The sequence below is a fragment of the Acidimicrobiia bacterium genome, assembly GCA_036271555.1.
In the GTDB taxonomy this organism is placed as follows: Bacteria; Actinomycetota; Acidimicrobiia; order IMCC26256; family PALSA-610; genus DATBAK01.
In genome coordinates this window covers 1-25,918 of sequence record DATBAK010000065.1, presented here as the reverse complement: position 1 = coordinate 25,918, position 25,918 = coordinate 1, and the positions used below count along the sequence as shown (strand labels likewise).

The window sequence follows — 25,918 nt, the reverse complement described above, 5'->3', positions numbered from 1 at the left end:
GGTATCGCCGGGCGGCCGGATCGCTCGGTAGGTTCCTGCGCGATGTCGTCCCGCTTCTCGCACCTGCTCGCGCCGGGCCGCATCGGGAAGCTCGAGATCCGCAACCGCATCCTGATGTGCCCCATGGGCGACTGTCTCGCGGAGCCCGACGGCTCGGTGAGCGAGCGCCAGATCGCGTACTACGAGGCCCGCGCGCGAGGCGGCGCGGGGCTCCTGCTCGTCGGCTCGGTGAGCGTCGCCTACCCGTCCGGTTCGTACGGCGCGCAGCAGACCGCGCTCTCGAGCGACGAGTTCCTTCCCGGCCTGCGCGCGCTCACCGATCGCGTGCACCACCACGGGGCGCGCATCGCCGCCCAACTCGTGCACGACGGCCAGCGCTCACTGCTCGATATCGCGCAGGGTCGTGCCGTGCTGTGCGCTTCGCCACCGGCGCGACCCGCCCCGGACCGGCTCTCGCAGATGGTGACCGCCGACGAGATCGCGGCGATGACCGCGCCGTTCACGCAGCCGACGTCGAAGTTCCGGCTGCAGGTCGCGACCGCCGAGGATCTTGCGTGGGTCGTCGAGACGTTCGCCGACGCGACCGAACGCGCGCGGCGGGCCGGGTTCGACGGTGTCGAGATCCACGCCGGGCACGGCTACTTGATCGACGACTTCCTCTCGCCGGCGTCGAACCAGCGCGCCGACGAGTGGGGCGGCGCGCTCGAGAACCGCGCCCGGCTGCTCGTCGAAGTGCTCCGCGCGGCGCGAGCGCGCGTCGGGAACGACTTCCCGATCTGGTTCCGCATCAACGCGCAGGAGAACTTCCGTGAGGGTGGCGAGACGTTCGACGACGCGCTACGAGTCATCTCGCTCGCGATCGCGGCGGGCGCCGACGCGGTGCACGTCAGCGCATTCGCGAACGGGAACGTCGCCGTCGGCATCACGCGATCGCACACGCCGCACGAACCCAACGCGCTCGTCGGCTTCGCGGCCGAGGTGCGCCGCCACGTGACCGTGCCGGTCATCACGTTCGGTCGCATCGAGCCCGACGACGCCGAGCGCGCGGTCGCGCAAGGTGCGGCCGACTTCGTCGCGATGGGCCGCAAGCTCCTCGCCGACCCGGAGCTGCCGGCGAAGCTGCGCGACGACCGCATCGACGATGTTCGGCCGTGCATCTATCAGTACCGCTGCATCGGCAACATCTTCCTCGGCACGAGCGTCGCCTGTGTCGCAAACCCCGCGACCGGACGGGGCGACCGCGCACCGGAGCCCGCGACGAACCCGCGCCGCGTGCTCGTGATCGGCGGTGGACCCGCGGGCATGCACACGGCCGCGGTGCTCGCGCGCCGCGGGCACGCGGTGACGTTGTGGGAGGCGGGCACGCGTCTCGGAGGGCGTCTCGTCGCCGCGGGACGGTGCGACGCCCCGATCGATCGCTTCGTCGGGTGGCTGCAGCACGAGCTCGACGGGTCGGGCGCGGCCGTCGCGCTCGGCGTCGACGCGACTCCGGAGCTCGTCGCGCGCGGTGGCTTCGACGAGGTGGTCGTGGCGACGGGCGCGGCGTGGAGCGGGCTCGAGGGCCCGGGCTCCGATCTGCCGTTCGTGCACACCGTCGACGGGCTCGGCTCGTGGCTCGCCGACGACGGCGCGTTGGTGGGCCGGCGCGTCGTCGTCATCGGAGGTGGCAAGGCGGGCCTCTCGCTCGCCGACCTCGCGTCGCGGCGCGGGCGTGAGGTCACGATCGTCGAGGCGACCAACGTGTTCGGAGCGGAGCTCGGCCTCCCGGGCCGCTTCGAGCTCGTCGCCACCCTCGAAGAACGGGGCGTGCGATTCGCGCCCGGCCGCGTCGTCGAGAGCATCGAAGCCGACGCCGTCTACGTGCGCGCCGGCGACGCCTCGGCCGAGCGGCTGCCCGCCGACTCCGTCCTCGTCGCGACGCCCGGCCGCCCCGACGAGACCGTGGCCACCGCCCTTACGGCCGCGGGAATCGTGCATCGCGTCATCGGCGACTGCCGCCGCGTGGGCATGCTCGAGGGCGCCCTTCTCGACGCGGCCGATGTCGGCATGTCACTGTGAGGGCGTGAGCTCGGCACGGATGCGACGAGCGCTCGTCATCACGATCGTGGCGATGATCGCAGGGGCAACGACGGTCTCGGGGCGCGCGGTGGCGACGGGTACCGCGCAATCGGCGGAGCGCCTGCCCGCGGGATTCCACGACAAGCTGGTCGCCACGGTCGAGGATCCGGTCGCGCTCGCGCCGATGCCCGACGGCCGCACGCTCGTCGCCGATCAGCAGGGCAAAGTCTTCGTCCTGCGCGCGAACGGCAAGCTCGTCGCGACGCCCGCGCTCAACCTCACGGCGATCGTGTGCGCCGGTTTCTCGGAACGCGGCCTGCTCGGTGTCGCGATCGACCCCGCGTTCGCGACGAACGGGTTCGTGTACGTGTACTACACGTTCCGCAACGGCACGCAGTGCGGCACGCTCAGCGCCGACGTGCCGGTCGACCGCGTGTCGCGCTTCACGATGCACGGCAACACGATCGACCGCGCGAGCGAGAAGATCCTCATCGACGGGATGATCTCGTACCACGCGAATCACGAGGCCGGTGACGTCGGCTTCGGACACGACGGCATGCTCTACGTGAGCGTCGGTGACGGTGGCTGCGACTACACGGGCGCGAGCGGGTGCGACGGCGACAACGCGACCTCGCGGCGCGGCAACACGCTGCGCGGCAAGGTGCTGCGCATCACGCGGACCGGCGGCATCCCGAGCGACAACCCGTTCCGCGGCGCAGGTACCGCGCGCTGCAACCACGGCGATGCCGCACCGATGAAGGTCTGCCAGGAGACGTTCCTGCGCGGGTTGCGCAATCCCTTCCGCTTCGCGTTCGACCCGAACGTCGCGCGCACGCGGTTGTTCGTCGACGACGTCGGTCAGGCCACGTGGGAGGAGATCGACGCCGCGGTGCCGGGCGCCGACTACGGGTGGAACGTGCGCGAGGGCCACTGCGCGAACGGATCGACGACCGACTGCGGCCCGCCGCCCGCGGGCATGACCAATCCCATCTTCGACTACCGGCACCTCCAGGGCTGCGGCACGATCACGGGCGGCGCGTTCGTGCCGAACGGTGTGTGGTCGGCTCGGTTCAAAGGCGGTTACCTCTACGCCGACTACCTCTGCGGCCGCATCGCGCTGCTCGCACCGAATGCCAAGGGCGGCTGGACGTCCAAGTCGTTCGTGAAAGGCCTCGGCGCGGGCTCGGTGATCGCGCTGCGCTTCGCGCCCCACAACGGCACGAAGGCGCTGTATTACACGACCTACGCGAACGGCGGCGAGGTCCACGTCATCACGCACTCGTAGCTGATCGGCGCGTCCCGGCAACCTTTGCCGAGGGTCCGGTGTCGGTGAGCGTGTGGATGCGGTGTCGGTCAATCTGGTGACCGTGGGGGAGCTGACCGAGTTCGGGCCCGTCGAGTCCGAGCCGTCCTTCGACGAGTTGTTCGAGACCCACTACCGGTCCGCGCTGCGACTCGCCGTGCTGCTCGTCGGCGATCAGGCCTCCGCAGAGGACCTCGTCGCCGACGCGTACGTGCGCGTGTACGTGCAGTGGCGCCGCGGTCGGGTGAGCAACGTCGAGGCGTACCTGCGTCGAGCGGTCGTGAACGCGGTGAAGAACGCGTGGCGCCGGCGCAGCGTCGCGCGCCGCTTCGAACGGCTCGTCACGCAGTCGACCTTCGACGCCGATCCGCGCGCGCTCGACACGCTCGTCGTGGAGCGCGACGAGCTGCTGGCCGCGTTGCACTCGCTGCCGCCGGGCCAGCGCCAGTGCATCGTGCTGCGGTACTACGAAGATCTCTCCGAGGCGCAGACCGCCGCGATGCTCGGCATCGCGGTCGGAACGGTGAAGTCGCAGACCGCGAAGGGGCTGGCGCGGCTCGCGTCGATCATGGAGGGCGGGGCACAACGATGAGCGACGACGACGCGCGCGTGCGCGCGCGGTTGCACGAGTACGCCGACGCGGTCGAGCCGGTCTCCGACATTCCGGCGGCGGGGCGCGCACGGTACCGGCGGCGAGTGCGGCGCCGAAGCGGGGCGGCCGTGCTCGCGGGCGTGTTGGTCGTGGTCGGCGCGAGTGGTGTCGGCGTCGAGCTGTCGCGTGGGCCGTCGCACTCGGTGCAGTTCGCCACGCACGGCGCTTCGTCGAGCTCGTCCGCGGGCCCGACGGCGACGACGGAGCCGTCGATTCTCGTGAGGTCCGCCATCGCCGACACGACGTGGATCAGCGACGACGCCGGCTGGGCCTTGACCCGCTCCTCGATCCTGCAGACCATCGACGGCGGGCTGACCTGGCGGTCGGTCGCGGACGCACCCGCCTCGGTCACACACATTCGATTCGCGGACGCGCGCCACGGCTATCTCTTCGGCGACTCGTTCTTCACGACCGACGACGGTGGCGCGACATGGACGCATTCGTCGTCGCCGCCGGTCGTCGCGCTCGAGGTCGCGCACGGACGCGCGTACCGGCTGGTGAGTGTGGGCGACGGCTGCCCGGGTCCCTGCGACTACGAGCTCCAGAGCTCGGTCGTCGGCACGTCGCTCTGGGCGCGCGTCACGACGCCCGACATCGGTCCGGGCACGGAGGCGCAGCTGCTCTACGACGGTCCCCGGCTGTACATCGCGACGTATCAGTCGGCGATGGGCTCGACCGAGCGGCATCTCGTTCGCTCGGTCGACAGTGGTGCGACGTGGCAGTCGAGTCCGAACCCGTGCTCGCTCGGTGTCCAGGATCTCCTCGTGCAGCTCGCGGCCGCGCCGGGCGGGTTCGTCGCCGCGCTGTGCCGGCACGCGGCCGGCGGCACGTACGTCCGCGCCTCGTCGGACGCGGGCGCGACCTTCGGTCCCGGCCGTTCACTGCCCAGCCCGTTCAGCGCGCCCGGTGGTGGCGGGGCTGCGATCGCAGCAGGGACATCGACCTCGATCGTCGTCGTCGGGACCGACGGAGCCAACGCCCACGTGGTGGTGTCGCACGACGTCGGCGCGAGCTGGGCGGAGACGCTGACCGTGCCCGGCTTCACGATCAACGACGGCGTCTCGTTCCTCGGGTTCGAGGACGCGCAGACCGGGCGGGTCGCGATCGGGGACTCCCGGATCTGGACGACGCGCGACGGCGGTGACACCTGGACGGCCCACCGCGCCTGAGTCAGCCGGTCGGGTCGTCCTCGTGGGGCGCCGATTCGATCCGGAAGCCGCCGATCGGCGCGGACTCGCCGGTGGCGGAGAGCGCGCCGGTGAGGACGTCGTCGTGCGACTCCGTGCCGGACGGCTGCTCCGCGAACGGCCACTGGTGCAGCTCGGGCGCGAGCAGGAACCACACGCTTCCGAGCACCACCGCGATCGCGACGAACAACGGCCACGCGGGCGTGCGCTCGGCACCGATCGAAGGGTCGGCGTAGTGCGACGCGCCGTAGCCGATCGCGAACGCCGTGGAGGCTGCGACCGCGACACCCCACGCCGTGTGCCAGAGCGTTCGCCGCTGGTGCTCGGATACTTCGCTCACCGCGAAGAATGGTACGGCGAGCCGTCTTGCTGCTCCGAGTCGGGCCGCGCTCGCTCGTCCGAGGAACTCAGAGTTTGCGGAGCACGGTGACGACGCGGCCATAGATGGAGATCTCGCTCGGGTCGAACACCATCTCGTCGAGCGTCGGGTTCTCGGGCCGCAGGACGATCTTGTTGCGCCGGCGCAGGAAGGTCTTGACCGTCGCCTCGTCGCCGGGGATGCCGGCCACGACGATCTCACCGTTCTCGGCCGTCGGCTGGCTGCGCACGACGACGTAGTCGCCGTCGAAGATGCCGACCTCGATCATCGAGTCGCCGCGCACGCGCAGCATGAAGAGGTCGCCGTCGCCGGTGAGGTCCTCGGGGACGGGCAGCGTCTCCTCGATGTTCTCGGCCGCGAGCACGCCGGTGCCGGCGGCGACGTCGCCGACGAGCGGGACGTGCCGGACGGGCCGGCGCTCGACCGTCGCGCCGCTGCTCGGCTCGTACGTGATCTCGAGCGCGCGCGGCTTCGTCGGGTCGCGGTGGATGTAGCCCTTGTCCTGCAGGGCGGCGAGGTGCGCGTGCACCGTCGAGGGCGACGACAGACCGACCGCCTCGCCGATCTCACGCACGCTCGGCGGGTAGCCCCGCCGCCGTACTTCGGTGTCGATGAACTCGAGCACCTGCCGCTGTCGGTCCGTGAGCCGCGCACCTTCGGGGGACATGTCCGGAAGGTAACACGATCACGCGTTCGTGGCAAACACCCGTTCGCATTTGCCTCTTGACACCGAACGTCTGTTCGCCAACGATGACTGTCTCACCCCCGTGGTTCGATCCGCATCGAGCCCACCCCGCTCGGCCACCAGCCGGAGCCTGCGGGGCGGGGAGTCCGGAGCCCACCTCGCTCCGGCGAACGAGACGAGGAGTGTCCAGATGGTTGCCGTCATGTATCCGGTCGAGACGTCGAGGCGTGGTGCGGGTGTCCTTCCCGGCCCCGCTGCGTCCCTGCGGCGTCGACCGCCCGCCACCCGCCGAAGCCACCGACCCGCCGCCACCTACTGGCGGCGTCGGGTCGTCGCCGTCGGGATCGCGCTCGGGACCGTGCTGACGGCGGCCCACGCGGGCGCGGCGCTCGGAGGCTCCCCCCTCACCGCCTCCGGGCGCCGCCCGCATGTGGTCACGCACATCGTGCAGCCCGGCGACACGCTCTGGAAGATCGCCGGCGAGCTCGACCCGAAGGCCGATCCACGCGAGATCGTCGACGAGCTCGTCGCGGCGCGCCACACGACCGCGCTCGTGCCGGGCGAGACGATCATGTGGCTCGGAAACTGAGCGCATGGTCGCGCCGATTCTGATGCGAGAAGCCGGCGGTAGCGTGCGCGCATGCGCTGTCCGTACTGCCGTGCCGACGACGACAAGGTCATCGACTCGCGGCTGGCGGAGGACGGTACGGCCGTGCGCCGGCGGCGCGAGTGCCTGGCCTGCGGGCGTCGCTACAGCACGCTCGAGCGCGCGCTCGACGTGTCGCTCGTCGTGCGGAAGCGCTCGGGTGAGCTCGAGCCCTTCGACCACGACAAGCTCGTCGCCGGGATCGCCCGTGCGGCGAGCGGCCGCCTCGACGACGACACCGTCGACACGGTCGGGTCGGAGATCACGGAGTCGCTGCGCGAGCGCGGCGCCGAGATCAGCAGCGAGGAGCTCGGCATGGCCGTGCTCGAGCGGCTGCGTGCGCTCGACCCGGTCGCGTATCTGCGGTTCGCGTCCGTCTACAAGGGATTCGAGGGCCTCGACGACTTCGAGCGGGCCGTCGACGAGCTCCAGCGCGACCTCGCGAACCGGGACGTCGGGCCGAGCCTCGAGAAGACGACGGAGCCCAAGCAGCCTCGTCGCTGAGGCTTCCGCGAAAAAGCGTTCTGACCAGCACCGACGCGGGTCCGATTCTGTTGACACCGGTGTAATTCCGGTGCTGTAATAACCCTCCATCTCGCGTCGAGGGAACGGCGAACCACTAGATATTGTGGTTTGGCCAATGGCGTTGGGGTCGGGTGACCAGCACATCCACCATCCAGCAATGGGCCCGGGCGGGTCCGAGTAGGGGGAACCACTTATGGCGATGGCGCCGCAGCAGCTCGGCATCGGGATCCGCCGGCACTTCTCGACTGCCGGTGTGGACCCGTACGACACGGTCGAGTGGGAGCGGCGCGACGCGCGGATCCAGAACTACAAGGACGGCACCGACGCCTTCTTCCAGCCCGACGTCGAGTTCCCGGTCAGCTGGTCCCAGAACGCGACGAACATCGTCGCCCAGAAGTACTTCCGCGGCACCCTCGGCATGCCCGAGCGCGAGTCGTCGCTCCGCCAGGTCATCGACCGCGTCGCCGACACGATCACCGAGTGGGGTGCGCGCGACGGCTACTTCGTCGACACCGCCGAGGCCGACGCGTTCCGCGACGAGCTGAAGTACCTGCTCGTCCACCAGCGCGCCGCGTTCAACAGCCCGGTGTGGTTCAACATCGGCGTGAACGGCGTGCCGCAGCAGGCGAGCGCGTGCTTCATCCTCGCCGTCGACGACACGATGGACGCGATCCTCAACTGGTACCGCGAGGAGGGGACGATCTTCAAGGGCGGCTCGGGTGCGGGCATCAACCTCTCGCGCATCCGCTCGTCGAAGGAGCACCTCAAGGGCGGCGGCACCGCGTCGGGTCCGGTGAGCTTCATGCGCGGCGCCGACGCGTCGGCCGGCACGATCAAGTCGGGTGGCAAGACGCGGCGCGCCGCGAAGATGGTGATCCTCAACGCCGACCACCCGGACGTCGAGGAGTTCGTCTGGTGCAAGGCCGTCGAGGAGCGCAAGGCGCGGGCGCTGCGCGACGCCGGGTTCGACATGGACCTCGACGGCGCCGACAGCCACTCGATCCAGTACCAGAACGCGAACAACTCCGTCCGCGTCACCGACGAGTTCATGAACGCGGTGCTCGAAGACGCGGACTGGGCGCTGCGTGCGGTCACGAACGGCGAGCCGGTGAAGACGGTCAAGGCGCGTGACCTGTTCCACCAGATCTCGCGCTCGGCGTGGGAGTGCGCCGACCCCGGCATGCAGTTCGACACGACGATCAACCGCTGGCACACGGCGCCGAACACCGGCCGCATCAACGCGTCGAACCCGTGCTCCGAGTACATGCACCTCGACAACTCGGCGTGCAACCTCGCGAGCATCAACCTGCTCACGTACCTCGGCGACGACGGCAGCTACGACGTGGAGAGCTTCCGCCATACGGTCGAGGTGATGTTCACCGCGCAGGAGATCCTCGTCGGCAACGCCGACTACCCGACGGAGAAGATCGCGGACAACAGCCGGGCGTTCCGTCAGCTCGGTCTGGGCTACGCGAACCTCGGCGCCACGCTGATGGCGCAGGGCATGGCGTACGACTCGGTCGAGGGTCGCGCCTTCGCGGCGACGATCACCGCGTTGATGACGGGCCACGCGTACGCGACGAGCGCGAAGACGGCGTCGCGCATGGGGCCCTTCGCGGGCTACGCCGACAACGCCGAGCCGATGCTGCGGGTGCTGCGCATGCACCGCGCCGAGGTCGCACGGATCGACGAGGAGCTCGTGCCGACCGAGCTGCTGAGCGCGGCGCAGGAGTCGTGGGACGAAGCGGTCGAGCTCGGCGAGCAGTTCGGCGTGCGCAACTCGCAGGCGACGGTGCTCGCGCCGACCGGCACGATCGGTCTGATGATGGACTGCGACACGACCGGCATCGAGCCCGACCTCGCGCTGAGCAAGGCGAAGAAGCTCGTCGGCGGCGGCACGATGTACATCGTCAACCGCACGGTGCCGCGTGCACTGCGCAAGCTCGGCTACGACGCCGGCCAGGTCGACGCGATCGTGCAGTACATCGACGAGCACAAGACGATCCTCGGCGCGCCGGGCTTCGACGCCGCACACGAGCCCGTGTTCGCGTGCTCGATGGGCGACAACCCGATCCACCACATGGGCCACGTCACGATGATGGGCGCGGTGCAGCCGTTCATCTCCGGAGCGATCTCGAAGACCGTGAACCTGCCCGAAGAGGTGAGCGTCCGCGACGTCGAGATGGTGCACGTGGAGGCGTGGCGACTCGGGCTGAAGGCGGTCGCGATCTACCGCGACAACTGCAAGGTCGGGCAGCCGCTGTCGACGCAGAAGAAGGCGGGCGCGAGCGAGTCGAGTGACGGCTCGGTCGAGCGGGTCGTGGAGCGCATCGTCGAGACGGTGATCGTGCAGGAGCCGGTGCGGCAGAAGCTGCCGCGGGTGCGCACGAGCAAGACGCTGTCGTTCCGGGTCGCCGACTGCCACGGCTACGTGACCGTCGGCGAGTACGAGGACGGCCGCCCCGGCGAGATCTTCCTCAAGGTCGCGAAGCAGGGCTCGACGCTCGCCGGCATCATGGACGCGTTCGCGATCTCGGTGAGCCACGGCCTGCAGTACGGCGTGCCGCTCGAGGCGTTCTGCGAGATGTTCACGAACTTCCGGTTCGAGCCGGCGGGCATGACCGACGACCCGGAGATCCGGTTCGCGACGAGCCTCGTCGACTACATCTTCCGGCGACTCGCGATCGAGTACCTCGCCTTCGACAAGCGCGAGGCGATGGGCATCCTCTCGGTGAGCGAGCGCATGCAGCCGACGCTGCCGGGTGTGGAGGAGGCGACGACGCCGACCGCGTCGTCGCTCGACCTGCCGCTCGAGGATCAGGCGCCCTCCGCGGCGCTGCCGGCCGCGGCACCCGCCGCGTCCCGCGCGCCGAAGCCGCGGGCGCGCGAGCGCGACGTCGTGATCTGCCACCTGTGCGGCGACATCATGCAGCGGGCCGGCTCCTGCCACGCCTGCCCGTCCTGCGGCGCGACGAGCGGCTGCTCGTAGCGGTCGCATCACGATCGGGTCCGGCCGCGCTCACGGATGAGCGCGCCGGTCTCATTCTCCTTCTCGTTTTTCGCCCAGCCCGCTCGGACCGACGGTTGCGTGTGCACGCGCGCCGTCGGTCCCGGCGCGTGCGGTCGGTCGCCGTCGGTGCGTCGGGCGGGACGGGTAGAACGAGTCGGTGCCCTGGGGCTACCTGATCTCCGTCGGCATCCTCGCAGCGCTCACGCTGCTCGCACTCTGGCCCCTGCGCGCGCCGGGGCCGCTCGCCCGGCTGTCGTGGATCCTCACGATGGAGCTCGACGAGGTGCCGCAGATCGGCGTCGTGTGGATCGTCGCCGCGACCGCGATCGCGTTCGCCGACGGCGACGTCGAGAGCGCGGGCGCGTGGCTCGTGTTCGCATTGGCGTGCGTCACGACCGTCGGACTCGTGGTGGTCCTCGCGCGCGTTCACCGGAGCGCGAGCACGGTGCGACGCGCGCTCGACAGGTCAGGGATGGCCGCATCGCGACGCGCGCATCGTCGACCGACGCTCGCGATGTTCGCGGCGCCGGTGTCGTTCCTCGCGCGTCCCGGTGAGATCGAGCGCATCAAGAACATCGCCTACGGCGACGAAGGCCGCGCCCACCGACTCGACGTCTACCGCCATCGGTCCCGCCCCGCCGACGCGCCGGTGCTCGTCCACTTCCACGGAGGTGGGATGGAGCATGGGAACAAGAGCCGCGAGGCGAAACCGCTGATGTATCGCTTCGCGCGCCAGGGCTGGGTGTGCGTGAGCGCCAACTATCGCCTCGGCGGCGCGGTGCGCTACGCGGACCGGCTCGCCGACGTGAAGCGCGTGCTCGCGTGGATCCGCACCGAGGGCGTCGAGCTCGGCGCGGATCCGAACCTGATCATCGTGAGCGGGAGCTCGGCCGGCGCGCATCTCGCGATCACCGCCGCGCTCACTCCGAACGAGCCGGCGTTGCAGCCGGACATCGAGTGCGACACGTCGGTCGCCGCCGCGATCGGGTTCTACGGCTTCTACGGCCACGCCGACGACTCGGTGCCGTCGTCACCGTCCGACGTGGTGCGCGCGGCCGCGCCGCCGCTTCTCATCGCGCACGGGACGAACGACACCTTCGCACCCGTCGACGCCGCGCGCGAGCTCGTCGAGCGGCTGCGCGCCGTCGCGACGCAGCCCGTCGTCTACATCGAGCTCACCGGCGCGCAGCATTCCTTCGACCTCTTCCACTCGGTGCGCTACGAAGCGGTGATCGACGGCGTCGAGACGTTCACCGACTGGGTTCGCGCGCACCGCTCGGCGCGCTGATCCCGAGCGCGTCCCGCGGGTCGTCGTAGGACTTGAGCTCGATCACGTTGCCGCTCGGATCGGCGAGCTTGGCGCTCGTCTTGCCCCGCAGGCGACCGCTCGTGTCGGTCTCCACCGGGCTGATCCAGCGCACCTCGTGATCGCCGAGGCGCGCGAGCAGCGCGTCGAGCGCGGCGCGGTCGAGGGTCACGCCGAAGTGGCGCACGCCGGGCGCGTCGTCGGGGGCCACCTCGGCGGGCCGTTCCTGGAGCGTGAGCTGGAGACCGAAGAACCACACGTCGATCGCGTGGGTGCCGATGTGCTGGCCGGCCTCGCAGCCCAGCGCATCGACGTAGAAGGCGCGGGCGGCGTCGAGGTCGCGTACCGGGATGGACAGATGGAGGATCGGCTCCACGGCCCGACGCTACCGCCGCGGCTCAACGGATCGCCGACGAGAAGCGTCGGACGGGATGATGAGCACCGTGCGCGCGGCCAAGACCGTCCTCGCAGTGAGCGGGTTGCTCATCGCGGTCGTCGCGGGTTGTTCGCACAGCCCGCAGCGCGGCGCGACCACCGCGCACCGCCCGACGACCAGCGACATCTACGGACCGCCGAGCGACGCGGCGATCGCCGCGCTCTCGCGCGCGACGGTGCCGACCGCCGGTCGCGACTGTGGTCACGTTGCGCTCGACTCGGGCTGGCCGACGACCACGATCATGTCCGACAAATCGGTCTGCCTCCGCGACGCGGATCGGATGGGTCGGGCCGCGTTCATGATCGCCACCGGTCGCGACTACGACCACAGCGCCTACCGGATCGTGCTCACGACGGCGGGCGACCACCGGCTGCTCGTGACGGTGATCGACGCGAGCCCGACGGGCGCGGTGCGGCGGTACGGATGGCGCTGCGGGGTACCGGCCGAGCCGATCGCGATGTCGGTGTTCTTCCCGAACGGCCGACCGGAACCCGCGCTCGTCGACAACGGGCACTGCACCTCTACGTCGACGTGACCTCGAGCAGGCCGCGGCTCGTCGCGATGCGCTCGACCGTCCAGGCCGCGCCCGGCGCGAGCGCTCGGAGCTCGCCCTCGAGTTGCGGCGTGCGCCGCTCGTCGATCGCGAGGAACAGCACCGCGACGGGCCCGTCGTGACCGTCGCCGTTCGTCGCGGTGACCGGCCACCCGCGCCCGCGCAACGCCGGCACGAGGTGCGCGTCGACGGGTGCGAACACGCGCACGGACACGTGGCCCGTCCGCACCCGCCGGTCGATGACGCAACCCAGGAGTACGCCCAACCCGACGCCGACCGCGTACGCGGCGACGCGCGCGACGTCGCCCATGTCCTGCACGACGCGCGAGATCGCGGTGACCTGCAGGACGGCTCCGATGCACCCGAGCACCACGCCGCCCGTCACGCGGCCGCGGATCGTGATCGCCACGCGCCACTGCCAGAGCGCGACCTCGACGAGGACGATGGCCATGATCACGACGGCTTCCATTGCGATGCTCCGGGTTCGTACGGACAGGTCAACTCGGTGGTGCGAAGAACTCCAGCGCGATCCCGTCGGGGTCGCGGAAGCTCAGGCCCGACCCGTAGGCCGCGTCCTTGATGCCGCCGTGCTCGATGCCGAGCGCTTCGAGGCGGCTCGCCCACTGCTCGAGCTCGGCGCGGCTCGCGCAACCGAACGCGACGTGGTCGAGACCGACGCGGTACTCGCTGAAGCGATCGCTCGGCGCGGGGGTCTTGTGTTGGTGCAAGCCGATCAGCGTGCCGTTGCCGAGCAGGTACACGGTGTGGTGCATGTCGGGGTCGGTGTCCTCGTCGATCACGGGGCTCGCGTCGAAGAGGGCCTCGTACCAGGGCACGCTCACGGAGAGGTCGCGGATGGTCAGGGCGACGTGGGTCAAGGGAGGGAACTCCGTCATCTTCGGTTCCTTTTCGAGTACTCGCGGGGGTGGATATCGTCGGTGTCAGTGTGCGTGGCGGCGGGCCGCGTGACCATGACCGAGGTGCCGCGGCTGCTTGCCGCGTGACCGGAGTCACGACGACGAATGGTGGGCGAGGTGGACGCGCCGCGCGATGACGACGATCTCGTGCTCGCGGCCGCGCTCGAGCAGCTCCGGCTCGAGGGCGCGCTCTTCTTCCGTTCCGAGCTGAGCGAGCCGTTCGAGTTCGAGTCGGAACCGCTCGCGATGGCGGACGCGCTGCATCCCGGCGCCGACCGCCTGATCCTGTTCCACATCGTTGCCGCGGGCTCGTGCTGGGTCGAGGCGACGGAGGGAGCGCGGCACTGGGCGCGCGAGGGCGACGTGATCGTCCTGCCGTACGGCGATCATCACGCCATCGGCGGTCGTGCCGACGCGAACCGCGTGTCGATCCAGTCGTTGCTCGACCCGTTGCCGTGGCGCGATCTGCCGTTGCTGCGCCACGGCGGCGGTGGTGCGCGCACCGAGCTCGTGTGCGGATACCTCACCTCGCCCGATCCGTTGTTCGACCCCGCGCTGCGCGCGTTCCCACCCGCGTTCGTCGTGCGGCTGCCCGACGGCGCCGGCTCGGGCTGGGTTCGGGCGAGCGTCACCTACGCGCTGGAGCACGGCATCCCGAGCAACGCGAGTCCGAACCCGATCAGCACGCGCCTGCCCGAGCTCGTGCTCGTGGAAGTGTTGCGCGCGCACCTCGCGACCGCGCCGGCCGCGGATCACGGGTGGCTCGCGGCGCTGCGGGACCCGGTGCTCGCGCCCGCGCTCGCGTTGCTGCACGCGTCGCCCGAGAGAAAGTGGACGGTGACGGAGCTCGCGTCGCACGCGGCCGTGTCGCGTTCACTGCTCGACGAACGCTTTCGCGAACGGCTCGGTTCGTCGCCCATCCGCTACCTGACCGAGTGGCGCATGCATCTCGCCGAAGACTTGCTCGCGACGACCGAGCTCGGGATCGTCGCGGTCGCGCGTCGGGTCGGGTACGAGTCGGAGGAGGCGTTCAGCCGCGCGTTCAAGCGGGCGCGCGGGCTCTCACCGAGTCACTGGCGCGCGGCGCGAGAACGCGCGCCGCGCGGAGCCAGGCAGTACGGTCGTTCCTGACAGGGGTGTCAGGTCGAGGGGGCTGCGATGACCGGATCGGCGCGCGCGAAGTCGCTCGTCACGTTGGCGGTGTGTCTCTGCATGCTCGCGGCGTGCAGCAGCAGTGGCAGCAAGGGTGCGGCGCCGAACGGCGGCAACAACACCGCGGTGACGAACGGCGGCACACCCGACCCCAACGGTGTCCTCAAGTACGGCGTCGACCTCAACAGCGCGTTCTCCGACAACTTCGACCCCGGCAAGCTGCAGAACGACTGCGCGAACGAAGAGCTCTCGCTCATCTACGACGGGCTCACGCTCGCCCGCAGCAACACCGACATGCTGCCGGGCGTCGCCCAGAGCTGGACCGTCGACAACCCGCTGCAGATCACGTTCCACCTCACGCCGAACCTGAAGTTCTCCGACGGCACGCCCGAGGACTCGGCCGCGGTGAAGGCGAGCCTCCTGCACACGAAGCTCAGCCCGACGCGTACGTCGCTCTTCGTCATCGGCTCGATCGACACGCCCGACGCGACCACGGTCGTGCTGCACCTCACCAAGCCGCAGGCCGGCGACGTGATCTGGGCGCTGTCCTACATCGACGGCATGATCTACTCGCCGGCCGCGATCGCGCACCTCGACAAGACGCCCGTCGGCGGTGGTCCGTTCAAGCTCAAGAGCTACGAGACCGGCCAGCTGCTCTCGCTGGAGAAGAACCCGACGTCCGGCGACGCGTCGAAGTACAAGCTCGCGGGCGTCGACTTCGTGCAGGTGGGCTCGGGGCCGCAGGCCGTGACCGCGCTGCAGTCGGGTCAGGTCGACATGATCGACCTGCAACCCGACCAGCTCGCGGCGGTGAAGGCGAACCCGTCGAAGTTCGCCATCGCGAGCGGCCCGTCGCTCGACTACGCCACCATCCACTTCCGTATGGACCAGGGTCCGTTCGCGAACGAGAAGGTGCGGCAGGCCGCCGAGTACGCGGTCGATCGCAACCAGATCAACTCGATCGTCTTCGGCGGCCAGGGCGAGATCGCGGACCAGCTGTTCCCGAAGGGCACCGCCGGCTACGACGCGAGCCTCGCCGGCAAGTACAAGTACGACCCCGCGAAGGCGAAGTCGATGCTGCAGGCCGCGGGTGTGCCGACGCCCGTGAAGTTCGACCTCGTGCTCATCGCCGGCATCCCGCTCTTCGAGCGCATGGCGCCGCTGATCCAGAACGAGATGGCGGCCGCGGGCTTCAAGGCGAACCTCGTGCGCGTCACACCGACCGCGATCCTCACGCAGGTGTACCTGCAGAAGAAGGGCGACGCGATCGTCACCACCGACCTCACCAACGGCCCCGCGCTCTGGAACAACTTCGGCGGCAACTACACGTCGGCCGGCTTCGTCGCCGGCGCGATGGGTTCGAAGCGGCCCGAGATCGAGACGCTCGTGCACACGGCGGAGAAGTCGGGCAAGTTCGACGGGGCTGCGCTCCAGCAGCCGATGCAGCAGGCGTCGAGTCTGGTGATGAGCGAAGGCCTCGAGGTTCCGCTGATCTTCCAGACGCGCATGGTCGCGTTCAACAAGGCGCGCGTCGGCGGCACGATCACGGCACCGATCGGCTCGTGCCGTTCGAACCTCGAAAACGTCTTCATCAAGCAGCAGTAACCGTTCGCGCAAGAGAGGAGGCGCAGCTCGTTGGGCGCGTTCATCGTTCGCCGGCTGATCGCGCTCGTACCGCTGCTCCTCCTGATCTCGTTCGCGGTCTTCGCGCTGGTGCTCGTGATCCCCGGCGATCCCGCGCGCACGCTCGCGGGCGGCACCCACGCGGACCCCGCGAAAGTCGTGCAGATCCGCCACCAACTGCATCTCGATCAGCCGTTGGTGAAGCAGTACTGGCGGTGGCTGAGCCACGCGGTGCGCGGCAACCTCGGCACCTCGATCTATCCGGCGACGCACACCGTTTCGCAGGAGATCGCGCACCGCTTCCCGATCACGCTGAGCCTCACGCTCGCGGCGATGGTCGTGTCGCTGATCATCGGCATCCCCGGCGGCATCCTCGCGGGACTCAAGCCGGGCTCGGCGCGTGACCGTTCGGTGACGTTCGGCACGAGCCTCGGCATCGCGATGCCCGACTTCTGGGTCGCGATGATCCTCGTCGTGCTCTTCGCGGTGAAGACGCATCTGTTACCCGCGATCGGGTACGTCGGCATCAGTCAGGACCCGGCCGGGTGGCTGCGCGACATGGCGCTGCCGTGCATCGCGCTCGGACTCGCGGGTGGCGCGACGATCGCCCGCCAACTGCGGGGCTCCCTGATCGACGCGATGGACCAGGACTACATCCGCACCGCGCGCGCGATGGGACTGCGACGACGCACGATCATCGGCAAATACGCGTTGAAGAACGCGGCGACGCCGGTGCTGACCCTCGTCGGCCTCCAGTTCGCGTACCTGCTCGGCGGCACCTTCATCATCGAGCAGATCTTCTCGATCCCGGGCATGGGCTCGTACATGCTCGGCGCGATCCAGCTGAAGGACCTGCCGAAGGTGCAGGGCGTCGTGCTCGTGACCGCAGTGATCTTCGTGGTCGTGAACCTCGTCGTCGACGTCGGCTACGGGTTCCTCAGCCCGAAGGTGCGCGTGTCGTGAGCCTCGCGAGCCCGTTCTCGTCGAACCCGCCGGTACCGATCGGCGAGGAGTTGCCGGTCGACGACGACGTCGTCGGTGAGTCGCGCGGCCGTTTCTGGCGCCGCTTCTTCGCAACGAAGACCGCGGTGTTCGGGCTCGCGTTCCTCGTGATCATCGGCCTCGCCGCGATCTTCGCGTCGGTGATCGCGCCGCACTCGCCGAACCAGAACTTTCCCGTGATCAACGGCACACCGTCGTCGGCGCACTGGCTCGGAACCGACGATCTCGGCCGCGACATCCTCAGTCGCATCATTTACGGCGGACAGATATCGCTGCAGGCGACCGTGCAGATCGTGTTCCTCGCGGTGATCGTCTCGTTGCCGCTCGGGCTCATCGCCGGTTACTTCGGCGGCTGGCGCGACCACCTGCTGATGCGGATCATGGACGCGCTGTTCGCGTTCCCGCCGCTCGTGCTCGCGCTGACGGTCGCCGCACTGCTCGGCGCCAGCCTCGTCAACGAGTCGATTGCGATCGCAGTCGTGTTCGTGCCCGGTTTCGTTCGCCTCATCCGCGGTCAGGTGCTCGCGGTGCGCGAGGAGACGTACATCGAGGCGTCGCGCTCGCTCGGTGCGGGCTCGTGGCGCATGCTCCGCAAGCACGTGCTCCCGAACGTCGCGTCGCCGCTCATCGTGCAGGTCGCGCTCGCGCTCGGTTACGGCCTGCTCGCCGAAGCCGGGCTGAGCTTCCTCGGACTCGGCGTGCAACCGCCGCGAGCGAGCTGGGGCGGCATGCTCAGCGAGGCGTACACGTACGTGCTGAACGACGCGTGGGCGCTGGTGGTGCCGGGTGTCGCGATCGCGCTGACGGTGCTGTCGTTCAACCTCGTCGCCGACGGTCTGCGCGACTCGCTCGGCCGCGAACGGTTCACGGGGCGCGAATGACGTCGACGTCCGAAGCGCGCGCCGACGAGCCGGAGGCGCGACCAGAAACCGCGACTGCGACCGGATCGTTGCTGGCCGTGCGCGACCTGCGCGTCGAGTTCGCGGGTGCCGGCGGATGGCAGCCGGTCGTCGAGGACGTGACGTTCTCGATCAACCGGGGCGAGACGCTCGGTCTGGTCGGCGAGAGCGGCTCCGGAAAGACGGTGTCGTCACTCGCGGTGCTGCGGCTGATCCCCGAGGGCAACGGCCGCATCGCGACGGGTTCGATCGACTTCGAGGGCCGCAACCTGCTCACGCTCTCGAACGAGGCGATGCGCCAGGTGCGCGGCAACGAGATCGCGATGGTGTTCCAGGAGCCGATGACGAGCCTCAATCCGGCGTTCACCGTCGGCGACCAGATCGCGACCGCGGTGCGCTCGCACCGGAAGGCATCGCGCCGCGACGCGCACGCGCGCGCGCTCGAGATGCTCGATCGCGTCGGGATTCCCGACGCGAAACGGCGCGTCGACGACTATCCGCACGCGCTGTCGGGCGGCATGCGCCAGCGGGCGATGATCGCGATGGCGCTCGCGTGCGACCCGAAGCTGCTCATCGCCGACGAGCCGACGACCGCCCTCGACGTCACCGTGCAGGCGCAGATCCTCGACCTCATGCGGTCGCTGCAACAGGAGCTCGGCACCGCGATCTTGTTCGTGACGCACGACTTCGGCGTGGTCGCCGACATCTGCGATCGGGTCGCGGTGATGTACGCGGGGCAGATCGTCGAAGAGGCGCCTGTGGCCGCCGTGTTCGCGCGGCCGCACCACCCGTATTCGGAAGGCTTGCTCGTCTCGATGCCGCAGGCCGCGGCGCGCGGCGCGCGGCTCACGGTGATCCCGGGGCAGGTGCCCCGGCCGGGCGCGATGCCGGCCGGCTGCCGATTCAACCCGCGTTGTCAGTACTCGACGGCCGCGTGCGCGACGGAATCGATATCGCTGACGGTCGTCGGCGCGGGCTCGGTGCGCTGCGTGCGCCACACGGACCTCGCGCTGTCGGGCGCGCGCGAGGTGCTCGACCGCGCGCGCGAACCGGTGGCGACCACCGATGCCGCCGAGGCGGTCGCGCCCGCGCCTGTGGGCACGCCGGAATCCGTGAGCACGCTCTTGACGGTGCGCGGGCTCACGAAGCACTTCCCGATCGAGAGCGGTGTGCTGCGCCGCGTCAGCGGCCACGTGCGCGCGGTCGACGGGGTGGAGTTCGACATCGCGCCCGGCGAGACGCTCGGGCTGGTGGGGGAGAGCGGCTCCGGCAAGTCGACGGTCGCGCGCCTCGTGCTCGGGCTCGTCGACGCGACCGAGGGTTCCGTCGCATTCGACGGTCACGACCTCGTCGGCGTCCGGCCGCGCGAGCTGCGCCGGCTGCGCCGCGACATGCAGATCGTCTTCCAGGATCCGTACACGTCGCTCGATCCGCGCGCGACGATCGGCGCGAGCGTCGGCGAGCCGTTCGAGATCCACGACTCGCTCCGCCGCCGGGAGCGCGAGCAGCGCGTCGCCGAGTTGCTCGAGCTCGTCGGCCTCGGCGGCCACCACGCGCCGCGCTACCCGCACGAGTTCTCCGGTGGTCAGCGTCAGCGCATCGCGGTCGCCCGCGCGCTGGCGCTGAACCCGCGGCTGCTCGTGTGCGACGAGCCGGTGAGCTCGCTCGACGTGTCGACGCAGTCGCAGGTGATCAACCTGCTCGCCGATCTGCAACGCCGCCTCGGCCTCGCGTATCTGTTCATCGCGCACGATCTCTCGGTCGTGCGCCACATCAGCCACCGCATCGCGGTGATGTACCTCGGCCGCATCGTGGAGATCGGACCCGCCGACGAGGTCGCGGCGCGCCCCCGCCATCCCTACACGGAAGCGTTGCTCTCCGCGATTCCCGTCCCCGACCCGGTCGAGCAACGGCGGCGCAAGCGCATCGTGCTCGAGGGCGACATCCCGAGCCCCGCGAACCCGCCGACGGGTTGCCACTTCCACACCCGCTGCCCGTACGTGATGAACGTCTGCACGCACGTCGATCCACCCGCCTTCACCGACGCGTCGGGCACGACGTCGTACTGCCACCTCCACACCGCGGGCCCGACGCTCCAGGGCGCGCCCGTGACCGGGATCGCGCCGTCGAGCTGAGCGCGAGGCGCGGCTCAGCCGATGCCGAGCGCGGTCTTCACGAGGACCGCGATGCGCGCGCCGTCGGCGCCGTCGCCGGCCCGCTCCTTGACCGCCTTCACGACCGCGCCCATGGCCTTGCCGCCGGTCGCGCCGGTGGCAGTCACGGTCGCGACCTCTTCGGCCACGATCGCGTCGAGCGCGGCGGCGTCGATCGCGGGCGGCAGGTATTCGGCGAGCACGTCGGCCTCGGCGCGCTCGCGGTCGGCGCGGTCGGCGCGCCCACCCTGTTCGTACATCCCGGCCGCTTCGACCCGCTTCTTCTGCTCGCTGCGGAGCACGCCCACGATCTCCGCGTCGGAGAGCTGCACCTGCTGCTTGCCCGCGACCTCGGCCTTCGTGATCGCGGCGAGCGCCATGCGGAGCGTTGCGACGCGCACGTCGTCGCGCGCACGGATCGCCTCGGTCAGGTCGGCCTGCAGTCCGTCTTTCATGCCGCCGGACGATATCCGGCCCGCGCGCCGCACGGCGGTTGTCACGGCGTTGTCAGAACCGAGTGTGAGCGGCGGTCGACGCGTTCTCAAGTCGCACGTATTACGACCGAACGCGAGGGATGTGACGCATCAGCGCGGCGTCGTGGGGTTGCCCGAGCGGGGTCCCGTCGCGAGGTTTGCCGACGAGATGCTGCGCCTGAGCCCCGACGTGTTCTCCGTCGTCGACGGCGACGGCACGATCGTCGAGGTCGCGGGGGCGGCCGACGCGGTGCTCCGTATGCCGGCCGCCGACCTGGTCCACGCGAGCGTGTTCGCGTCGCCGGTCGCGCATCCCGACGACGTCGCGCGCATCGCCGCGATCTACCGGCGCCTGCTCGCGGGGGAGATCGAGCGCGAGGAGTCGCGCTATCGGCTCCGGCCCGACGGCGGTCCGCGGCGCGCGGTCGAGGCGTCTCGACGGATCCTGCGCGGCCACGACGGCGCGATCGAAGGCGTCATGGTCGTCGAGCGCACCGTCACGTCGCAGGTGCGGCTCGAGGAGGAGCTGCGCGCCGCGCAGGAGACGGCCGAGCGCGCGGATCACGCCAAGGACGAGTTCCTCTCGCGTATGAGCCACGAGCTACGGACGCCGCTGAACGCGGTGATCGGCTTCGGGCGACTGCTCGCGCGCGACGACCTGACGGCCGACCAGCATGACGGCATCGTGCAGATCCTCAAGGGCGGCGAGTTGCTGCTCGAGCTGATCAACGAGGTGCTCGACATCTCGCGCGTCGCGTCGGGCCGGCTGATGGTCGCACCGGAGGCCATTGCGCTCGCTCCGGCGGTCGACGACGCGGCGACCCTCATCCGGCCGATGGCGACGACGAACGACGTCACCGTGTCGGTGACGGGTGATCGCACGTTGCAGGTGTTCGTCGACAAGCAGCGGCTCGCGCAGATCCTGCTGAACCTCTTGTCGAACGCGGTGAAGTACAACCGGCACCCGGGTTCGATCACCGTCATGTACGCGGCGGCCGACGGTGTGGCGCGGATCGACGTGCGCGACACGGGCATCGGGCTCTCGCCCGACGCGCTCGCGCGGATGTTCAATCCGTTCGACCGGCTCGGCGCCGAGCGCACGACCGTCGAAGGCACCGGACTCGGGCTCGTCGTCGTGAAGGGTCTCGTCGAGACGATGGGCGGGACCATCGCGGTGACGAGCGAAGAGGGCGTGGGCAGCACGTTCTCGGTGACGTTGCCGCTCGCCGCGGTCGACGACGTCAAGACCGAGCCCGTGCCGGTCGCGCGCCCGATTCGTGAGGCGGGGGAGCGCGAGCACCTCGTGCTCTACATCGAGGACAACCTCGCGAACGCGAAGCTCGTCGAGCGCATCCTCGACGCGACCGAGGGCTTCCGTTACCTGCCCGCGCGTGAAGGCCGCCTCGGGCTCGACCTCGCGCGGCAGACGCACCCGGCCGTCGTCCTGCTCGACCTGAACCTGCCCGATCTCGACGGGGAAGAGGTGCTCGCGGCACTGCGCGCCGATCCCGCGACCGCGGCGGTGCCCGTCGTCGTGCTCTCCGCCGACGCGACGCCGGGCCGTATCCAGCGCGTCATGGGGCGCGGCGCGTCCGCGTACCTCGCGAAGCCGTTCGACGTCGACGAGCTGCTCGACAAGCTCGCGGAGCTGTGCGACGCGCCGACTCCCAAGCTGCGCTCCGCCTGACGCGTCGCGGTGTCGAGGCCGCTCGGCCCGGACGCGAAAACGTCGGGGGCGAGACGGCGAACCGCCTCACCCCCGACGTCAGAACGTTCCGTACGTTCAGAACGTAGAGCTCTGTTCTGATCTAGCAGAGACCGGTCGGAAGGCTCGACGCGTGCGTCGTGCAGTGGCTTCCCGACCAGAAGTTCGCCGTCCCCGCGGTGCCCGAAGGCGGCGGGCTCGTCTCGTCCGCCATGTCGTAGCCGGTGTTGCCGGTCGCACGGTTGTTGCTGAACGTGCTGTTCGCCGTGCCGAGATCGGCGTGGATGCCGATCCCGCCGTTCGTCTTCACCGTGCTCATCGTGACCGTGTTGTTCTCGCTCGTCGAGTTCGCCACGCCGTCGCCGCTGATGTAGATGCCGCCCTGCGCGTTGCCGCTCGCCTTGTTGCCCGAGAACGTGGAGTTCGACGTGCCGTAGGCGCTGATGCCGAACTCGGCGTTGTTGTTCGCGGTGTTGTTCGACACGGTCGCACCGGTGATGCTCTCGAGGTAGATGCCGTCCCACGCGCCCGCCGCCGACGGACCCGCGGTGTTGTGCGTGATCGTCGGGTTGTCCGAGTCGGGGTAGCTCGGGCTGCCGTCGTTGTAGACGACCAGGTTCTGGTCGTTGTTCGACAGCTTCGACTTCGTGACGACGACACCCGCCGCCGCGTCGTAGATCAAGACGCCCGCCGCCTGCGGCTCGGGCGTGTAGTTGTTGCCGGTCACCGTCGTCGATGTCACCGAACCGCCCGCACCGAACCCGATCTCGATGCCGTTCTGCGCGGTGACGGTCGTTGCGCCGTGGCCGGTGACGGTGCCGTTCTTGATCGAGCACGTCGTGTTGGCGTCGACGCAGACGACGCCGCCCTTGTTGTAGTTCGTGACCGTCACGTACTTCATCGCGATGTTGGCCGGGGTGCTCGGGTACGCCGCGTCCGACCGTGCGTAGATGCTGACGCCGGTCTGCACACCGGTGAACCCGGTGCCCGGGACGACGTTCTGGACCCGCACGTGGTCGAGCGTGACGCTCGCGCTGTCGGCATAGACGCCGGAGTAGTTCTCACCGGCCGGCAAGTTCGCGTTCGACGCGTCGATGTCGAGGTTCTTCAAGGTGACCCCGGTGGTGCCGGGGGACACGTACGCGAGCGCGGTGACGGGGGTGACACCGTCCGGCTTGAACGAGTTCTGCGCCGCGTTCGTCTTCTCGAAGACGACGCCGCCGTTGTTCCGGCCTTCGATCGTCAGCCCCGAGGTCGAGATCGTCGGCTGCTCGTCGTAGACGCCGCCGGCCAGGTGGATCGTCGCGCTCGGACCCGCGTTCGCCAACGCGTACTGGAACGAGCACGGGAACGACGCCACGCAACGCGGGTTCGTACCGGTCGGGCTCACGTAGAAGTTCGAGCCGGACGCGCCGGCCAATTGGAGCGGCCCCATCACGCTTGCCAATGCGCCCAGCATTGACATCACAAGCATGCCGCCCAGCCACCGTCGAGAGTGGCGTGCCGATCCTTTGAACATCTTCCCCCCTAGCCAAGTGGTCGCATTGACGGCGACCATCCGATGCGGCCGGCGAGTCGTGGCCTCGACTTCAGACGGCGACGCAATCGCGTTCACGCGAATCGCACGATCGCGCGACGCGCCGCAGTCGGCTCCACCCCGTTTCCCCCGCTCCCCAGCGCGATTGAACCTACTGTTTTAGTCGGGGCGACGCAAGACAAGATTGCGCGAAGTACGCGCGCCGCGCGCCGCGTCGCCGCACGTTGATTTTTAAGCTACTTGACTTAGGCAGTCGTACCTGACAGGTTCTTGGGGGGTAGTCCGATCACTTGGGGGGCTTCATGGCTGGGCGGCATTCTCGATCGACGCGCGCGTTGTCGGTCCTGCTCGGAACGTTCTTGACGGCGGTGTTCACCGGCGTCGTACCGGGACTCGCAAGCGCGGCGGGCGCATCGAGCGGCCCGTTCACGCCGAGTATCCAAACCACGACGTCGACGACCGACGTCATCTGCCGCGCGAACGGTGGGTCGCTCTCGGCGAACACCGAGGCCGACCAATCACTGGGTTCGACGGTCAGCGCACCCGATGCGGTGATGGCGGGCCAGTCGTTCGACATCAAGGTCAAGCAGCCGTATTCGTCGTTCCCCTCGAGCGACAGCTCGACGGGCATCTCGGCCACCATCGTCGCGATCTACAACCAGATCTCGCGTTGGAAGCTGCCGACGGGACTCACGATCAGCAGTGTCTCCCTGGCGCCGATCAACGGCGATGTCGGAGCGAATGCCGACGCGGGCTACTACATCGCGCCGGCGAACATCCCCGCCGTGGACAAGCAGTCGAACGGCGAAGTGATCGAGGGTTTCGACCCGCTCACGCTGCCCGCGAGCTCACGTGTCGCGATTCCGGGCACGGCCCCCGCGGCGCTCATCGACTCCGCGACGAACACCGTGCGCATGGGCATGGTCGGCACCGGCACCGAATCGAGCGGCACCGTGTACGCCGGTGGCTCGATCGTGCAGGCACCTGCCGTCACGCTCCACGTGACCGCGAGCAGCGCGGTCGCGGCGGGCAGCGACCTCGGCATCAAGATGGCGGGCTCGTTGCCCGCCGGCACCTTCACGGGCAGTGAGCCCAACAACTTCCCGGCTCCTGCGGCGATCACGGTCAACCAGGCGACCCTCACCTCGAGCGACACGGTCTGGACGGACCCGTCGTACGTCAACTACGTGTACACGACGGCGCTCGGCGGGCTCATCAAGATCACCGCGAAGGCGGCCTGCGCCCCGGGCTACGAGTCCAACGGCGATCTCGGCACCACTCCGCCCGACTACTACACGGGTCCGGACGCGATCCCGAACGGCACCGCGCCGTTGATGAACCACACGACCGTCATCGGCGTCGGTTCCACCGCGCCGTTCGAAGGCGCGAGCTACCTCACCGGCTCGACGGTGAACGCGGCCTACTCGTGCATCGCGAACCCCGACGGTGAGACGTACGACACGTGCGTCGGCGACGTGCCGAACGGCTCGCCGATCGACACGGCGACGCCGGGACCGCACACCTTCACGATCAGCGCGACCGACGCGTTCCAGGATCCGATCACCAAGACGATCCACTACACCGTCGCCGACCCGCAGGCGCCGCTCGCGAACGCGGGCACGGCGCAGACGGGCAAGGTCGCGGGCGCGGTCGTCACGCTCGACGGTTCGGGATCGAGTGACCCGAACGGGCCGCCGGCGTTGCCGCTCACGTACAC

At 69.9% G+C, this 25,918-nt stretch carries 23 protein-coding genes; 16 read left to right on the top strand and 7 right to left on the bottom strand.

What is annotated here, in order from left to right:
- Positions 1-42: 42 nt before the first annotated feature.
- The 4 genes from VH914_15710 to VH914_15695 all read left to right on the top strand — a co-directional run bounded on the left by VH914_15710 (position 43) and on the right by VH914_15695 (position 5,182).
- Entirely contained in the window at positions 43-2,058 is a 2,016-nt protein-coding gene (locus VH914_15710) for an FAD-dependent oxidoreductase (protein ID HEX4492654.1), read from the top strand.
- 4 nt (positions 2,059-2,062) lie between these two features.
- Positions 2,063-3,343: a PQQ-dependent sugar dehydrogenase gene (locus VH914_15705; GenBank protein ID HEX4492653.1), complete on the top strand. Its 1,281-nt coding sequence runs from the start codon at positions 2,063-2,065 to the stop codon at positions 3,341-3,343.
- Positions 3,344-3,404: 61 nt separating this feature from the next.
- Positions 3,405-3,953: a SigE family RNA polymerase sigma factor gene (locus tag VH914_15700; GenBank protein ID HEX4492652.1), complete on the top strand. Its 549-nt coding sequence runs from the start codon at positions 3,405-3,407 to the stop codon at positions 3,951-3,953.
- Positions 3,950-5,182: a hypothetical protein gene (locus VH914_15695; protein HEX4492651.1), complete on the top strand. Its 1,233-nt coding sequence runs from the start codon at positions 3,950-3,952 to the stop codon at positions 5,180-5,182. Before VH914_15700 ends, VH914_15695 begins: the two co-directional genes overlap by 4 nt.
- Position 5,183: 1 nt before the next feature.
- Here the strand turns inward: VH914_15695 and VH914_15690 are convergent, their stop codons facing one another.
- Positions 5,184-5,540: a hypothetical protein gene (locus tag VH914_15690; protein HEX4492650.1), complete on the bottom strand. Its 357-nt coding sequence runs from the start codon at positions 5,538-5,540 to the stop codon at positions 5,184-5,186.
- Between the two features lie 67 nt (positions 5,541-5,607).
- On the bottom strand, positions 5,608-6,246 hold the full coding sequence (lexA, locus tag VH914_15685) for a transcriptional repressor LexA (GenBank protein ID HEX4492649.1): 639 nt from the start codon (positions 6,244-6,246) through the stop codon (positions 5,608-5,610).
- Positions 6,247-6,694: 448 nt separating this feature from the next.
- On the opposite strand from lexA, the gene VH914_15680 reads away from it, so the two are divergent.
- From VH914_15680 to VH914_15665, 4 genes are all read left to right on the top strand, one after another.
- The gene (locus tag VH914_15680; GenBank protein HEX4492648.1) at positions 6,695-6,853 is read left to right on the top strand and encodes a LysM domain-containing protein; all 159 of its coding nucleotides are present in this window, start codon (positions 6,695-6,697) and stop codon (positions 6,851-6,853) included.
- Positions 6,854-6,904: 51 nt separating this feature from the next.
- Positions 6,905-7,414, top strand: a complete 510-nt coding sequence (gene nrdR, locus VH914_15675) for a transcriptional regulator NrdR (protein HEX4492647.1) — start codon at positions 6,905-6,907, stop codon at positions 7,412-7,414.
- A 214-nt stretch (positions 7,415-7,628) separates the two neighbouring features.
- Entirely contained in the window at positions 7,629-10,424 is a 2,796-nt protein-coding gene (locus tag VH914_15670; GenBank protein HEX4492646.1) for a vitamin B12-dependent ribonucleotide reductase, read from the top strand.
- A 178-nt stretch (positions 10,425-10,602) separates the two neighbouring features.
- A complete protein-coding gene (locus VH914_15665) occupies positions 10,603-11,733 on the top strand; it encodes an alpha/beta hydrolase (GenBank protein ID HEX4492645.1) in 1,131 nt (376 codons plus the stop codon).
- Here VH914_15665 and VH914_15660 read toward each other — a convergent pair.
- Entirely contained in the window at positions 11,696-12,127 is a 432-nt protein-coding gene (locus VH914_15660) for a VOC family protein (GenBank protein HEX4492644.1), read from the bottom strand. The two genes, VH914_15665 and VH914_15660, sit on opposite strands and share 38 nt — an antisense overlap.
- Positions 12,128-12,185: 58 nt before the next feature.
- Between VH914_15660 and VH914_15655 the strand changes: the two genes are divergently transcribed.
- The gene (locus tag VH914_15655) at positions 12,186-12,722 is read left to right on the top strand and encodes a hypothetical protein (protein HEX4492643.1); all 537 of its coding nucleotides are present in this window, start codon (positions 12,186-12,188) and stop codon (positions 12,720-12,722) included.
- Here the strand turns inward: VH914_15655 and VH914_15650 are convergent.
- On the bottom strand, positions 12,709-13,209 hold the full coding sequence (locus VH914_15650) for a hypothetical protein (protein ID HEX4492642.1): 501 nt from the start codon (positions 13,207-13,209) through the stop codon (positions 12,709-12,711). The genes VH914_15655 and VH914_15650 overlap by 14 nt on opposite strands.
- 28 nt (positions 13,210-13,237) lie before the next feature.
- Entirely contained in the window at positions 13,238-13,636 is a 399-nt protein-coding gene (locus VH914_15645) for a VOC family protein (GenBank protein ID HEX4492641.1), read from the bottom strand.
- A gap of 138 nt (positions 13,637-13,774) precedes the next feature.
- Between VH914_15645 and VH914_15640 the strand changes: the two genes are divergently transcribed.
- Genes VH914_15640 through VH914_15620 form a run of 5 tightly spaced genes read left to right on the top strand, consistent with a single transcriptional unit; the run spans position 13,775 to position 20,468 of the window.
- Positions 13,775-14,788, top strand: a complete 1,014-nt coding sequence (locus VH914_15640; GenBank protein HEX4492640.1) for an AraC family transcriptional regulator — start codon at positions 13,775-13,777, stop codon at positions 14,786-14,788.
- 27 nt (positions 14,789-14,815) lie between these two features.
- Positions 14,816-16,414 (top strand): ABC transporter substrate-binding protein, encoded by a 1,599-nt coding sequence (locus VH914_15635; GenBank protein HEX4492639.1) that lies wholly within the window; start codon positions 14,816-14,818, stop codon positions 16,412-16,414.
- A gap of 30 nt (positions 16,415-16,444) precedes the next feature.
- Complete coding sequence (locus VH914_15630) at positions 16,445-17,395, top strand: ABC transporter permease (protein ID HEX4492638.1); 951 nt, start codon at positions 16,445-16,447, stop codon at positions 17,393-17,395.
- Entirely contained in the window at positions 17,392-18,315 is a 924-nt protein-coding gene (locus VH914_15625; protein ID HEX4492637.1) for an ABC transporter permease, read from the top strand. Before VH914_15630 ends, VH914_15625 begins: the two co-directional genes overlap by 4 nt.
- Positions 18,312-20,468, top strand: coding sequence for an ABC transporter ATP-binding protein (locus VH914_15620; GenBank protein ID HEX4492636.1), 2,157 nt, complete (start codon positions 18,312-18,314; stop codon positions 20,466-20,468). Before VH914_15625 ends, VH914_15620 begins: the two co-directional genes overlap by 4 nt.
- Before the next feature lie 14 nt (positions 20,469-20,482).
- Here the strand turns inward: VH914_15620 and VH914_15615 are convergent, their stop codons facing one another.
- A complete protein-coding gene (locus VH914_15615; GenBank protein ID HEX4492635.1) occupies positions 20,483-20,941 on the bottom strand; it encodes a GatB/YqeY domain-containing protein in 459 nt (152 codons plus the stop codon).
- Positions 20,942-21,062: 121 nt separating this feature from the next.
- Here VH914_15615 and VH914_15610 point away from each other — a divergent pair, with 121 nt between their 5' ends.
- Positions 21,063-22,646 (top strand): hybrid sensor histidine kinase/response regulator, encoded by a 1,584-nt coding sequence (locus VH914_15610; GenBank protein HEX4492634.1) that lies wholly within the window; start codon positions 21,063-21,065, stop codon positions 22,644-22,646.
- Between the two features lie 121 nt (positions 22,647-22,767).
- Here the strand turns inward: VH914_15610 and VH914_15605 are convergent, their stop codons facing one another.
- Positions 22,768-24,102: a right-handed parallel beta-helix repeat-containing protein gene (locus tag VH914_15605; protein ID HEX4492633.1), complete on the bottom strand. Its 1,335-nt coding sequence runs from the start codon at positions 24,100-24,102 to the stop codon at positions 22,768-22,770.
- Positions 24,103-24,503: 401 nt separating this feature from the next.
- Here VH914_15605 and VH914_15600 point away from each other — a divergent pair.
- Positions 24,504-25,918: hypothetical protein (locus tag VH914_15600; GenBank protein HEX4492632.1), on the top strand; the 1,415-nt coding region annotated here is incomplete at its 3' end.